Genomic DNA, 13,448 nt, shown 5'->3' on the forward strand with positions numbered 1-13,448 from the left:
CTTCGACGTAGGCCGCGGGGGCCCTCAGGCAAATATCATCGACGACAGTTTTCTGCGGCCATTCAAGACAATAGGGTCTTCCGGCTTCATCGCATCGAAAATGTTGAACAGCTCGGTCTTGGCTGCGCCATCCTTCCATTCGCGATCACGGCGGAACAGCTCCAGAAGCTGGTCGACGGCGGCTTGCCCGTCGCCCGAGGCGTGCAGTGCCAAGGCCAGATCGAGGCGGGACTGATGATCATCCGGGTTTGCCTCGACCGCGGCTTGAAGCTCCGCGACCGGACCGGTGTCAGCGGCCTTTTGCAGCAGGTCGATCTGCGCCAGCACCGCGTCGATCTCGGGCAGGCCGACAAGTTCTGCCGGCATCGCGTCGAGCATCGCCGCGGCCTTGTCCAACTCTCCCATGGCGAGATGCGCGCGCACGAGGCCCGCATAGGCGGCAGGATTGTTGGGCTCTTCGCCGAGGATCGCGGCGAAGGTCTGTGCCGCATCGACGGCGGCCCCTTCGTCCAGCATCGCTTCCGCCGCCGCAACGGCATCAGCCAGACCATTGTCGACCTCGCCACCGCTCTCGGCGATCAGTTTGTCGATGAACGCCTTGATCTGGCTGCCGGGCAGCGCGCCTTGGAAGGCATCAACCGGCTTGCCTTTGTAGAAGGCATAGACTGTCGGGATCGACTGGATTTGCAGCTGTGCCGCAATTTGCTGGTTCTGATCCACATCGACCTTCACCATCTTGACCGCGCCTTTGGCGTCCTTGACGCCTTGTTCCAACGCCGGGCCAAGGGTCTTGCACGGGCCGCACCACGGCGCCCAGAAGTCCACGATCACCGGCTGTTCGTGCGAGGCGTCTATTACGTCGACCATAAAGGTCGCCTCTGAGGTGTCCTTGATCAGGTCCGAGGGCGCGTCGCGCCCGCCCATGCCGCCTACATTCAGTTCTAACATAATTCAGGTCCTCAATTTCTGTGGGACGATTTGCAACTTATATGCGTACTCGCGCCCTAAAGATCAAATGTTGCAAAGACGGGCGCGTGGTCGGATGGTTTCTCCCACCCCCGCGCGTCTCGCAAAACCCGCGACGAGTGCGCGGCGTTCTTGATATCGGGCGTGGCCCAGACATGATCCAGCCTGCGCCCCTTATCCGCCGCATCCCAGTCCCGAGCGCGGTACGACCACCATGAGTATAGCAGACCTTCGGGGATATCGGCACGGGTGACGTCAGACCATCCGCCCGCCTCCATCACGTCGTTGAAATGCTCCACCTCGATGGGTGTGTGGCTGACCACCTTCAGCAGCTGCTTGTGGGACCACACATCGTCCTCCCGGGGGGCGATGTTCAGATCGCCAACAAGGATGGATTTCTGGGGCTTCTCGGCGGCGAAGGCGTCGCGCATCTCGGTCAGATAGTCGAGCTTTTGGCCGAACTTCTCGTTCACATCGCGGTCCGGCACGTCGCCGCCGGCGGGTACGTAATGGTTGTGGATCGTCACGCCATTCTCGAGCCTGGCCGCGACATGGCGCGCATGGCCGAGGGAGGCGTAGTCCTCTGCCCCCACCTCGACCAGCGGCAGGCGCGAGATGATCGCCACGCCGTTATATCCCTTCTGCCCGCGCGCAACCATGTGGGTGTAGCCCAGCGCGTTCAAGCCTTCGGTCGGGATCTTGTCGACCGGGCTTTTGCATTCCTGCAAGCACAAGACATCCGGTGCCTCTTCTTGCAGCAGCTTCAGCACAATCGGCTCGCGCAGGCGGACCGAGTTGATGTTCCAGGTGGCAAGCGTGAACGGCATGACAGTCTCCGGTTTGACTTGGGGGCAGATTAGTCCGACGCTCCGACCACCGCCACAAGGAAACGCCCCCATGTCGCTGATCGCAGTCAATCGCAACTTCCGCCTGCTGTTCTCGGCGACGGCGGTCTCGAATTTGGGCGATGGCATCTCGGCCTTGGCCTTCCCGTGGCTTGCCAGCCTGATCACCCGCGACCCGTTCCTGATCGCCGCCGTCGCCGCCGCGACGCGGGCGCCTTGGCTGGTGTTCTCCCTGCCTGCGGGTGTGATCACCGATCAGGTGGACCGCAAACGGCTGATGGTCAGCGCGGATGTGTTGCGGATGATCCTGACGCTGGGTGTCGTGGGCCTGATCCTGTCGGCCCCGCCCTTGCCCTTCGACGACAACGCAAGCGCCGCCCTACCAATGATCCTTGGCCTGTGTGCGGCGGCTTTTCTGCTCGGCAGCGCCGAGGTAGTGCGAGACAACGCCGCGCAAACCGCCCTGCCCTCGATCGTGGAGACCCACGATCTGGAGCGCGCCAACGGTCAGCTTTGGAGCATTGAGCAGATCATGGGGCAATTTGTCGGCCCGCCCGTTGCGGGCGTCTTGATTGCGCTCGCCGTGCCAGTTCCTTTCCTTGTCGATGCCGCCACCTTCGGCATTGCCGCCTTCCTTGTTTGGCAGGTCGCCATGATGCCCAAGGCCATTCCGGCGATCACCACCAGCTTCTGGGCACGGCTGAAGGAAGGCGCTGACTGGATGCGCGGGCACGCGTTGATCCTGCGTCTTGCGCTGATGTTGGGCGTGCTGAACTTTGTCACCATGATGAGCGCCACGATGCTTGTGCTGCTGGCGCAAGAGCAGATGGGGCTCGAAGCGACGGGCTATGGCTTCCTTTTGACAGCAGGCGCGGCAGGCGGCGTCGCGGGAGGGCTGATTGGCCCTAAACTCGCCGCGCGCTTCGGTGCGCAGGCCTGCGTGCTGGGCGCATTGGCCTGCTTCCCGATCCCTTTCATCATCCTCGCGCTTACGTCGAACCCATGGCTGGCGGGCCTTGCGCTGTTTCTCGAGATGTCGGCAGGCATGACATGGAACGTCGTCACCGTCTCCTTACGCCAGCGCGTCATTCCCGATGCGCTTTTGGGTCGGGTGAACTCGATCTACCGTTTCTTCGGATGGGGCTCGATCCCGCTAGGCGCGCTTTTCGCAGGCGCACTTGTGGCGGCGCTGGAAGAGCCCATCGGGCGAGATCTCGCCCTACGTGCGCCCTATACCTTGGGCGCTATTGTCTGTGTCGCATTGCTTCTTTACGGCACACTGCGGCTTCGCCTGCCTCAGAGCTGACCCAACGCGTCCAATAGCGCCTTTTGGAATACCGCAGGGTCCTCAATCTGCGGGATATGGCCCAAGTCCGGCAGGCGGATCAAACTGCTTCCTGGGATCGTGTCGCGCAGCCATTCGCCTTGAGCGATGGGCGTTGCGGTGTCCTCTTCGCCCCAGATCAAGGTAATCGGCAGATCAATCCTGGGATAGGCTTCGGGATCAATCGAGCGTGCTTCAGGTACGGTCGACAGAAGAGTTGGCAACCAATCCGCGATTGCTTCAGTGGTGCCTTCGCGCGGGTAGGGCGTGGTCAGGATGTCCACATATTCGGGCGTTGCGCGATCCTTTTTATGTAGGAACATGGCAAGCAGGTAAGGCAGCGCAGGCGGGTTGGTGATCGTTGCCGAAACGACAGCTTCGCGGACCCATGCGGGGCGCAGCGGAGCAGGCAAGGGCGCAGGCTCGCTGCCGACCCCCAAGGCGCCCGCCACAATCACCGCCGCCCGAAAGCGATCTGGCGTGTCCATCAGCGCTTCGACCCCCGGCCCGGCACCGAAGGAATGGGCAAGCAGGATCGGTTTGATATTCAGCGCCCGGATCAGGGACAAGATGCGTTGCGCCTGTCGCGGGCGGGTGTAGTCGGCCTTCGGATCGCGGTCCGAGAAACCCATGGGCGACAGGTCGAAGGCAATGGCCCGGTAGCCCGCGGCAGCCAGCGCATCGCTGGTCTCGCCCCAGAACCCGGCCCATCCCACAGAGCCGTGCACTAACAGGACGGGCACCCCCTCCTCGGGCCCACGGGCGTCGACATAGACCGCGCCCATGGAGGTGTTCACCATCTCGCCCCTCGCAGGCAACAGATCGTCACGGCTGACTGTCTCTCGTTGCATTGCGGACAAGCGCAGGGCCACGACCAGCAGGGCAAGGGCCAGTAGCACAAGCCCAAATGCGGGTAGAATGGTGCGGCGGAACATGCCCTATCTGACCACAAAAAAAGACCCGGGCGCTAGCCCGGGCCAAGTCCAACAGGGAGGTTGTTGCAACATAACCCCGTCGCAACCAGGGGGTTCCAAAGAATCTTCAGACAGCCAGTTTGTAACCGCCTGATTCGGTCACAAGAAGGCGGGCATTGGACGGATCTGGTTCTATTTTCTGACGCAGACGGTAGATATGTGTCTCCAATGTGTGGGTCGTAACCCCCGCATTGTAGCCCCAGACCTCGTGCAGCAGCACGTCGCGGGCGACCACGCCATCGGTCGAGCGGTAGAGAAACTTCAAGATGTTTGTCTCTTTCTCGGTCAGGCGGATTTTCTTTTCGTCCTCGGTGATCAGCATCTTCATGGCGGGTTTGAACGTATACGGCCCAAGCTGGAATACGGCGTCCTCGGACTGCTCATGCTGGCGCAGCTGGGCGCGGATACGGGCCAGAAGCACTGGAAACTTGAAGGGCTTCGAGACGTAATCATTCGCACCGGCATCAAGGCCCAGAATAGTGTCGGCGTCACTGTCATGACCCGTGAGCATCAAGATCGGGCATTTCACGCCCTGTTTGCGCATCAGGCGGCACAGCTCGCGGCCGTCAGTGTCGGGCAGGCCCACGTCGAGGACGACGAGATCATAGATCGCTTCCTTGGCCTTCTGCATGGCCTCGGCACCGTTTCCGGCCTCGAAGACATCGAAGTCCTCGGTCATGATCAACTGCTCGGACAGCGCCTCGCGCAAATCCTCGTCATCATCTACCAGAAGGATTTTCTTCAACGTTGCCATAGGTCTAATTCCTCTCTTGTTACCCTTAAAATGTGTGCGGACCCGGTCCGAGACAACTCACGCGGCCGTTATTCACGGGCTCGTGTCGCGATCGCCGCAATTGTTTCAACTTTCCGTGGATTGGCGTAGGAAGGGGCGTGAATTGTTACAGAAGCGGCCCCGATGACCCTCTCTCCTGACACAACCGAGCTTGTCGCCCGTGCCCGCGCAGACCTGCGGATGGGCGTACCCATTGTGATCGGCGGCTCGCTTGTGCTTGCCGCAGAGACCTTGCAGGACGCCCGTCTCAGCGCCTTGCAGTTGTCCGGGCAGGACTTGACGCTTGCGATTACGGATTGGCGTGCGGCAACCCTGAAAGCGCGTGCCTATGACGGTGATCTTGCCCGGATCAGGGTTCCTAGCGACGCACCCGTGTCTTGGATCACCGCTATTGCGGATCCGGCGGATGATTTGAACGCCCCGATGAAGGGCCCCCTGCACTCCATGCGCGGTGGCGATCCGCGTGACGCGCGGCTGGCAATTGCGCTGACGAAATCCGCGCGACTATTGCCGGCCGTTTTGATGGCCCCCGCGACCTCGCCCCCCGCGAACCTGACCCATCTAGACGCGGATGCGCTTGGACAGACCCTGGAGACCCCAAGCCCGCTGTTGCCACTCGTCAGCGCCCGTTTGCCGATGGACGTGTCAGAGGCTGGCCGCCTCCATGTCTTTCGCCCGGAAGATGGCGGTGAAGAGCATTATGCGATCGAGATCGGCCAACCCGCCCGCGACAAGCCCGTTCTGACCCGGCTTCATTCCGCTTGCTTCACCGGCGATCTGTTGGGCTCGCTCAAATGCGATTGCGGCCCGCAGTTGCGCGGCGCGCTCGCCCAGATGGGGGCCGAAGGGCACGGCGTGCTGCTTTATCTCAATCAAGAAGGTCGTGGAATTGGCCTGGTTAATAAGATGCGCGCCTATTCGCTACAGGATCAGGGCTTCGACACGGTTGAGGCCAATCACCGCCTTGGATTTGAGGACGACGAACGCGACTTTCGGCTTGGCGCGGGTATCCTGACGCGCATGGGGTTCAGCCGTGTGCGCCTGTTAACCAACAACCCCGCCAAGGTCGCCATGTTGCAGGCCAATGGGCTTGAGGTCGTCGAACGCGTGCCCCTGAAGGTGGGCGAAAACCGCCACAACGCGGCGTATCTCGCCACCAAGGCCGCGAAGTCCGGGCATCTTCTTTGAACGTCTTGGATGTCGTGACCGGGCCGTGGGGGACACGGTTTATGGGGCGCAGCTTTGCGTCCAGCATCGGTAAAGGCGGCATCACGGCCCGGAAGCAGGAAGGTGACGGCGCGACGCCCGAGGGTGTGCACCGGTTCGTCGGTATGCTGTATCGTCCCGACCGCATGGAGCGCCCCACCGATTGGGCCAAGCCCATCGGTCCGTCCGATCTGTGGTCGGATGACGGCGCCGATCCGGATTACAATCACATGGTCCGCGCGCCTCATCCGTTCAGCCACGAGCGCCTGTCCCGCGCCGACCCTCTTTATGACCTGATCCTAATTACCGATTGGAATTGGCCCTATTCCGTGCCCGGACGCGGCTCGGCCATTTTTGTGCATCGCTGGCGCAAGCCGCGCCATCCGACCGAAGGGTGCGTTGCCTTCGCGCCCGAAGACCTTCTGTGGATCGCCCGGCGTTTGCGACCCCAGAGCCGCCTTATTGTGCGGGGGTAGGCCGTTCACCGAAGATGGCGGACCCGACCCGAACATGGGTGGCTCCTTGGGCGATGGCCCGCTCGAAGTCGCCGCTCATACCCATGGACAAGTTCTCCAGCCCGTTGCTTTTAGCAAGTTTGGCGAGCAAGGCGAAGTGCAGTGACGGCTCTTCGTCTACAGGTGGGATGCACATCAGGCCGATGACGGGCAAGTCGAGCGCGCGGCACTCGGTCACGAATGCCTCGACCTCGTCCGGCGAGATGCCGGCCTTTTGCTCTTCGGCGCCCGTGTTCACCTGAATGAAGATGTCAGGGCATTTTCCGATCTCATCGCGGATCATCCCAAACCGCTTGGCAAGCTTCAGCCGATCCAGGGTATGGATCACGTCGAACAGCTCCATCGCTTGACGGGTCTTGTTGGATTGCAACGGTCCAAGCAGATGCAGCTCTACATTGTCGTAGCGGTCGCGGAATTCAGGCCATTTGCCGGCGGCCTCTTGCACCTGGTTTTCGCCGAAAACGCGGTGACCCTCTTTCAAGACGGCCTCAACCCTGTCGTTGGGTTGTTTCTTCGACACCGCGATCAGCTGCGTGCTGCCCGCTGCGCGGCCGACCCGGCGCTCTTCGTCTGCGATGCGCGACTGAATTTCAGAGAGGGACATGTACGACCTTTCCTGTTCTTGCTTCCTTGCAACATAGGGCGGCGCAAAAGAAAAGAGCGGGCCGAAGCCCGCTCTTTCCAAATTTCTGCAATGGTCGCTAAGCTTAGAAGCTCAGGCCCAGACCAAGCGAGAAGCTCTTGCGGTCGCCGCTGGTCACAGCGCTCGGAGCGGCTGCTGCGGTCGCGGTGCTATCGCCGTCACCGTAGCCCATGTGCACAACTGCACCGCCGCCGAGGTCATATGCGACCGACAGACCGTAGCCGTCTGCTTCGGTGCCGTCGCCGAAGTCATACTGGCCGTAGTTGGCGTGCAGCGTCAGGGCGCCGGTGGTGTAGCCGAGGCCAACACCGATGTGATCGGAGTCTGCGACGCCGAAGATATCGCCGTCGGTGTAGACAATACCAGCGCTCAGACCGTTGCCGAAGGCTGCGTCGACAGAGACACCAACGATGTCAACGTCAATCGGCAGGCCGTCGATGGTCTGATAACCCAGACCGAAGTTGACGGTCGTGCCGGACAGGTCCAGAGCGTATTTGAAGCCAAGACCGAAGCCGTCGGTCTCGTCTGCGACACCAGTGGTTGCGCCGAGATCGCGGTCGCCTTGCTCGAAGGAGATTGCGACGCCGAAGGCACCCGAGGAGTAATCCCAACGCAGGATCTGGCCGTCCTGGCCTGCTGCGCCGTCGTGGTAGGCACCAAGGTAGCCCGGGTGGGACGTTTCGTCGTCAGCGATAGAACCGCCGTTGCCGACGTTGCCCGCGTCTTTCAGGGCCCAGTCCATTGCGCCGTCGGTGTCACCCATCGTCACGGTGCCGAAGCCGCCGGAGATGAAGATGGTTGCGCCACCGTCGTCGGTGTTGTCGTCAGACGCGCTGGAACCGTCGCCGCCTTCGTCCAGGTCGACGGATGCGCCGAAGGTCAGGCCGTTGTCGGTTTCACCAGTCATCGTGAAGGTGACGTCGATATCAGTGAAGAACTGCATTTCGACTTCGCTGTTCGTGCTCGAAGACTGCGCGATACCCATCTCGGCACGGCCGGACAGGGCAACATCTGCAACAGCTGCGCCACCGAAGGCGACCAGTGCGGTAGATGCGAAGAGAACTTTTTTCATCGGTTTTCCTTAATCTTAGAAATTTGGGGCGACTCATCACCACTTTCCCTGCGCCTTCTTAGCACGCCTCAATTTGGCCCTGAAATGGCCTTGCGAATAATCGCACGGCCCCGGCACATTTTTGCAACGCATAATCGGCGCTAAAGACCAAAGGGCCGGAAAAGAAAAAGAGCGGGCCGAAGCCCGCTCTTCAAATCGTATCAGCTGTAAGCGTGAGCTTAGAAGCTCAGGCCGAGGCCGAGGGACACGCTGCTGGAGTCCACGGAAGCACCGGCCGCATCGGTGACTTCGCTGTCGCCGTAGCCGAAGTGCACAACTGCACCGCCGCCCAGGTCGTAAGCAGCCGACAGACCGAAGCCTTCGGCTTCGCCACCGTTGTCGACTTCGAACTTACCGTAGTTGGCGTGCAGGGTCAGCGCGCCGGTGGTGTAGCCGAGGCCGAGACCGATGTGATCGCCATCAAAAGTGTTGCCTGCGTCATCGGAGTCGATGTCGCTGAACACGATACCTGCGGACAGGCCGTTTGCGAAGGCGGCGTTGACGGAAACACCGATGGTGTCGACGTCGAATGCACCGGCCACGGAGGCGTCAGATGCGTCGCTGATGGACTGGTAACCCAGGCCAAAGTTCACGGTCGTGCCTGACAGGTCCAGAGCGTACTTGAAGCCCAATGCGAAACCGTCGGACTCGTCAGCAACACCAGTGGTTGCGCCGAGGTCACGATCGCCTTGCTCGAAGGAGATTGCTACGCCGAAGGCACCCGAGGAGTAATCCCAACGCAGGATCTGGCCGTCCTGGCCGAACGCGCCGTCCAGGTAGGAGCCGAGGTAGCCTTCGTGGCTGGTTTCGTCGTCAGCGATAGAACCGCCGTTGCCGATGTTACCAGCTTCGGTCAGGGCCCAGTCCATTGCGCCGTCGGTGTCACCCATCGTCACGGTGCCGAAGCCGCCGGAGATGAAGATCGTTGCGCCACCGTCGTCGGTGTTGTCGTCAGACGCGCTGGAACCGTCGCCGCCTTCGTCCAGATCGACGGATGCGCCGAAGGTCAGGCCGTTGTCGGTTTCACCGGTCATGGTGAAGGTGACGTCAATATCAGTGAAGAACTGAGTGCTTACATTTTCGCCAGCAACGCCGGAGTCGGAGTCGGCAATACCCATCTCGGCACGGCCGGACAGGGCAACATCTGCAACAGCAGCGCCGCCGAAGGCGACCAGTGCGGTAGATGCGAAGAGAACTTTTTTCATCGTTTTCCCTCGAGTTTCGTTAACTTGGTGCACCTCAATTCAGGGAATCCGAACTGAGTCCCAGCCTGTTTCACGCTTTAGAGAGTGGATTTCAAGCAGCCGGGGCCGGGCCACAAACCAAGCTGCGAATTTGATGCAACACGGCCACACTGTGTCTTCGGCGCCCAAATTCGGCCGCGCTATTCTTTCTTGTGACAAACCGCGCGCTCCGATATGACACTATAAAACCAAGGGGTAAAGGCAGGCGGAGCATGGCAAACACCCGTATATACAAGTTGATTTTGGGCGGCCTTCTTGTGGTCAGCCTGTCCGCATGTGGCGGTCGCGGTCTGTTTGGCTCGGGCCAGAACGAGCGTCGCGAAAACGACCAAAACGGCTTCTCCCGCGATTACGACAGCGCCGCGGCCCAGACCGCCGCCGAACGCGGCGACAGCATCTTCGACCTGTTTGCCAACAATGATGACCCAAACGTCACGCTGCGTGTGAACAAGTATCTCTGGAATGCATCTCTTGATGTTTTGAACTTCATGCCGGTGCAGGCGGCTGATCCGTTCACCGGCACCATTTCGATGGGCTACGGGCGCCCGCAAGGCTCGTCGCGGGCCTATCGCGCCACTGTCTTCATCACGGACCCTGCGCTCGACGCGCGCTCTTTGCGCGTGTCGCTTCAAGGGTCCGGCGGCGCGGCCGTCGCGACAGACACGACCCGCGCCATCGAGGACGCCATCCTGACGCGCGCGCGTCAGCTTCGCATCGCTGACGGCAAGCTCTAGACCTTCGCTCAGCGCAGACGTATGACCGACGCCGGGCCCATCACAGCCCGGCGTCTTACGTTTCAAGGAAAGAAAAATGTCCCGCTACAACGCCCGCACAGTTGAGCCGAAATGGCAGAAAGCCTGGGAGGACGCCCAGACCTTCCTTGCCACCCGCGACGACGCCAAGCAAAAATACTACGTGCTGGAGATGTTCCCTTATCCTTCGGGCAACCTGCATATCGGGCACGTGCGCAACTACACGATGGGCGACGTGATCGCGCGCTACAAGTCCTCCTGCGGCTTCTCGGTCTTGCATCCCATGGGCTGGGACGCGTTCGGAATGCCGGCCGAAAACGCCGCGATGGCGTCAGGCGGCCACCCCAAGGATTGGACCTACGGCAATATCGCCGCGATGCGCGACCAGATGAAGCCACTTGGCCTGAGCATCGACTGGACCCGCGAATTTGCCACCTGTGATCCGGAATACTACGGCCAGCAACAGGCGCTGTTCATCGACTTCCTCGAGAAGGGGCTCGTTTACCGCAAGAACGCGATGGTCAACTGGGACCCAGTGGACATGACCGTGCTGGCCAATGAGCAGGTCATCGACGGCAAAGGCTGGCGTTCCGACGCGCCGGTGGAGCGCCGCGAGCTGACCCAGTGGTTCTTTGACATCTCGTCCATGGCCGATGAGCTGTTAGAGGCCATCGACGGGCTCGACAACTGGCCCGCCAAGGTCAAGCTGATGCAGGCCAACTGGATCGGCAAGTCGCGCGGTATCGAGATTCCGTTCCAGCGCACCGATGGCGGCGAGCCGATCCTGTGCTACTCGACGCGCCCCGACACGATGCGCGGCGCAAGCTTCATTGCGATCTCGCCGGAACATCCCGTCTCTCGCGCTTTGGCCGACGGCAACGCCGAGCTGACGGCTTTCGTGGACGAGTGCCGCAAGATGGACACGACCGAGGCCGCGATGGAGAAGGCCGAGAAGAAAGGCATCGACACCGGCATCACGGTCAAGCACCCGATCTACGACGAGGTCGAACTGCCCGTCTGGATCGGCAATTTCGTCTTGATGGATTACGGCACCGGCGCAGTTTTTGGCTGCCCGGCCCACGACCAGCGCGACCTCGACTTCGCTCGCAAATATGGGCTGGACGTGCAGAACGCCTTCTACATGCCCGGCGACGAGACCGAGGTTGAGAACGAAGCGCTCGTCCCCGCCAAGACCGAGAAGGTCGTCTATATCGACCATTTTGCTGGGATAACCGAGACGACCAGCCAGGACGGCATCGACGCCACTATCGACTATTTCGAGGCCAACAATCTTGGCACCGGGCAGGTCAAGTTCCGCCTGCGCGACTGGGGGCTTAGCCGCCAGCGCTATTGGGGCTGTCCCATTCCGGTCGTGCATTGCGACACCTGCGGCGTGGTGCCCGAGAAGAAAGAAAACCTGCCGATCGAGCTGCCCTATGATGAAGGCAGCCAGCCGATCGACTTCTCCGTGCCAGGCAACCCGCTCGACCGCCACCCGACATGGCGCGACGTTGCCTGCCCGTCCTGCGGCAAGCCCGCCCAGCGCGAGACCGACACGATGGACACCTTCGTGGACAGCTCGTGGTATTTCGCGCGCTTCACCGCGCCACGCGCCGAAACGCCGACCAATATCGATGATGCGGCATATTGGATGAACGTCGATCAGTACATCGGCGGCATCGAGCATGCGATCCTGCACCTGCTCTATTCGCGCTTCTTCGCCCGCGCGATGGTGCAGACCGGACATCTGCCGCAAGGCACCGAAGAGCCGTTCGACGCACTTTTCACGCAAGGCATGGTGACCCACGCGATCTATCAGACCCGCGACGAGAACAACCGACCGATCTACCATTTGCCGGAAGACGTGGATGAGGCGAACGCGACCCTGCGCGCCACCGGCGAGACGGTCGAGGTCATTCCCTCAGCCAAAATGTCCAAATCCAAACGCAACGTGGTTAATCCGGTCGACATCATCGACCAATACGGCGCGGATACTGCGCGGTGGTTTGTGCTGTCTGACAGCCCACCCGAGCGTGACGTCGAATGGACCGCGTCCGGGGCAGAGGCCGCGTGGAAGTTCCTGGGCCGCGTCTGGCGCTTGGCCGCTGATCTGGAAGACGGGGACGACACCGACACCGATCTTGAACGCGCCACCGCGCAGGCGATCCGTGAGGTCACGCTGGGGATCGAGACCTTCGGCTTTAACAAATCGGTGGCCAAGATCTACGAATTCGCCAATACGATCTCGAAATCCAAGGCCGGTCCGGGCGCCAAGCGCACCGCGGTCAAAACGCTCGCGCAACTTATGTCGCCCATGACACCGCACCTGTCGGAGGAAATCTGGGCGCATCTGGGCGGCGAAGGCCTGATTGCCAACGCGCCCTGGCCGGAGGCGGACGAAGCGCTGCTGGTGCAGGACACCATCACCATGCCAATCCAGATCAACGGCAAGCGGCGCGGCGAGATCGACGTCGCGGCCGAAGCCTCCAAGGAAGAGGTTGAAAAGCTGGCGCTGGCGCATGATGCTGTGGTCAAGGCGCTGGAAGGCAATGCGCCGAAGAAGCTGATCGTCGTGCCAGGCCGGATCGTCAATGTCGTCATTTAACCGCCGCTTCCTGCTGCTTGCCCTGCCCGCGCTCGCCGCGTGCGGCTTTGAGCCGGTTTATGGAACTGGCGGCAGCGCGACGAAGCTGCGGGGGCAAGTGGTCGTCGACGCCCCTACCGATCGCAACAGCTTCGATCTGATCGCGCGACTGGAAGAACGGCTGGGCCGCCCGCAAGCGCCACAATTCGGAATGTCGGTTGTACTGAGCTTGCGCGAGGAAGGCCTCGCCATCTCGGACGAGAACAATATCACCCGCTTCAACCTGCTGGGGACGGCAACTTATGTTCTGCGCGACATCGGGTCAGGCGAGCAGGTCTATAAAGGCACGGTGAACACGTTCACTGCCTATTCCGCCTCCAGCCAGCCGGTCGCGACCGTCTCCGCCGAGCGGGACGCACAGTCGCGCCTGATGGTGGCGCTGGCCGACAAGATCACCTCGGACCTACTGATCAACTCCGGCAAATTCTGAC

The 13,448-nt window shown here is 61.5% G+C and carries 13 protein-coding genes; 6 read left to right on the top strand and 7 right to left on the bottom strand.

Annotated elements, in window-relative coordinates; all coding sequences use genetic code 11:
• Positions 1-24: 24 nt before the first annotated feature.
• Both trxA and C8N43_RS11750 read right to left on the bottom strand, forming a co-directional pair.
• Positions 25-948 (bottom strand): thioredoxin, encoded by a 924-nt coding sequence (trxA, locus tag C8N43_RS11745; protein WP_107845777.1) that lies wholly within the window; start codon positions 946-948, stop codon positions 25-27.
• A gap of 56 nt (positions 949-1,004) precedes the next feature.
• Positions 1,005-1,793 carry an exodeoxyribonuclease III gene (locus tag C8N43_RS11750; protein ID WP_107845778.1) on the bottom strand — a complete coding sequence of 263 codons (789 nt, stop codon included), beginning with the start codon at positions 1,791-1,793 and terminating at the stop codon, positions 1,005-1,007.
• A gap of 70 nt (positions 1,794-1,863) precedes the next feature.
• Between C8N43_RS11750 and C8N43_RS11755 the strand changes: the two genes are divergently transcribed.
• On the top strand, positions 1,864-3,117 hold the full coding sequence (locus C8N43_RS11755) for an MFS transporter (RefSeq protein WP_107845779.1): 1,254 nt from the start codon (positions 1,864-1,866) through the stop codon (positions 3,115-3,117).
• Here C8N43_RS11755 and C8N43_RS11760 read toward each other — a convergent pair.
• On the bottom strand, positions 3,108-4,070 hold the full coding sequence (locus C8N43_RS11760) for an alpha/beta fold hydrolase (RefSeq protein ID WP_107845780.1): 963 nt from the start codon (positions 4,068-4,070) through the stop codon (positions 3,108-3,110). The two genes, C8N43_RS11755 and C8N43_RS11760, sit on opposite strands and share 10 nt — an antisense overlap.
• Before the next feature lie 106 nt (positions 4,071-4,176).
• Positions 4,177-4,863 (bottom strand): response regulator transcription factor, encoded by a 687-nt coding sequence (locus C8N43_RS11765; RefSeq protein ID WP_107845781.1) that lies wholly within the window; start codon positions 4,861-4,863, stop codon positions 4,177-4,179.
• A 162-nt stretch (positions 4,864-5,025) separates the two neighbouring features.
• Between C8N43_RS11765 and ribA the strand changes: the two genes are divergently transcribed.
• Together ribA and C8N43_RS11775 are read left to right on the top strand one after the other, a co-directional pair.
• On the top strand, positions 5,026-6,090 hold the full coding sequence (gene ribA / locus C8N43_RS11770) for a GTP cyclohydrolase II (protein WP_107845782.1): 1,065 nt from the start codon (positions 5,026-5,028) through the stop codon (positions 6,088-6,090).
• 41 nt (positions 6,091-6,131) lie between these two features.
• A complete protein-coding gene (locus tag C8N43_RS11775; protein WP_107845783.1) occupies positions 6,132-6,584 on the top strand; it encodes a L,D-transpeptidase family protein in 453 nt (150 codons plus the stop codon).
• Here the strand turns inward: C8N43_RS11775 and C8N43_RS11780 are convergent.
• From C8N43_RS11780 to C8N43_RS11790, 3 genes are all read right to left on the bottom strand, one after another.
• Positions 6,568-7,227, bottom strand: a complete 660-nt coding sequence (locus C8N43_RS11780; protein WP_107845784.1) for a YggS family pyridoxal phosphate-dependent enzyme — start codon at positions 7,225-7,227, stop codon at positions 6,568-6,570. The two genes, C8N43_RS11775 and C8N43_RS11780, sit on opposite strands and share 17 nt — an antisense overlap.
• 103 nt (positions 7,228-7,330) lie before the next feature.
• Positions 7,331-8,338, bottom strand: a complete 1,008-nt coding sequence (locus tag C8N43_RS11785; protein WP_107845785.1) for a porin — start codon at positions 8,336-8,338, stop codon at positions 7,331-7,333.
• 218 nt (positions 8,339-8,556) lie between these two features.
• A complete protein-coding gene (locus tag C8N43_RS11790; protein WP_107845786.1) occupies positions 8,557-9,582 on the bottom strand; it encodes a porin in 1,026 nt (341 codons plus the stop codon).
• A 251-nt stretch (positions 9,583-9,833) separates the two neighbouring features.
• Here C8N43_RS11790 and C8N43_RS11795 point away from each other — a divergent pair, with 251 nt between their 5' ends.
• The 3 genes from C8N43_RS11795 (at position 9,834) to lptE (ending at position 13,447) form a co-directional block, all read left to right on the top strand.
• A complete protein-coding gene (locus tag C8N43_RS11795; RefSeq protein WP_107845787.1) occupies positions 9,834-10,355 on the top strand; it encodes a DUF3576 domain-containing protein in 522 nt (173 codons plus the stop codon).
• A 76-nt stretch (positions 10,356-10,431) separates the two neighbouring features.
• Positions 10,432-12,978, top strand: a complete 2,547-nt coding sequence (leuS, locus tag C8N43_RS11800; RefSeq protein ID WP_107845788.1) for a leucine--tRNA ligase — start codon at positions 10,432-10,434, stop codon at positions 12,976-12,978.
• Positions 12,965-13,447 carry an LPS assembly lipoprotein LptE gene (gene lptE / locus C8N43_RS11805; RefSeq protein ID WP_107845789.1) on the top strand — a complete coding sequence of 161 codons (483 nt, stop codon included), beginning with the start codon at positions 12,965-12,967 and terminating at the stop codon, positions 13,445-13,447. The genes leuS and lptE overlap by 14 nt, the downstream gene beginning before the upstream one ends.
• The last annotated feature ends 1 nt before the right edge of the window (position 13,448 follow it).

It is taken from the genome of Litoreibacter ponti (genome assembly GCF_003054285.1).
Classification (GTDB): Bacteria; Pseudomonadota; Alphaproteobacteria; order Rhodobacterales; family Rhodobacteraceae; genus Litoreibacter; species Litoreibacter ponti.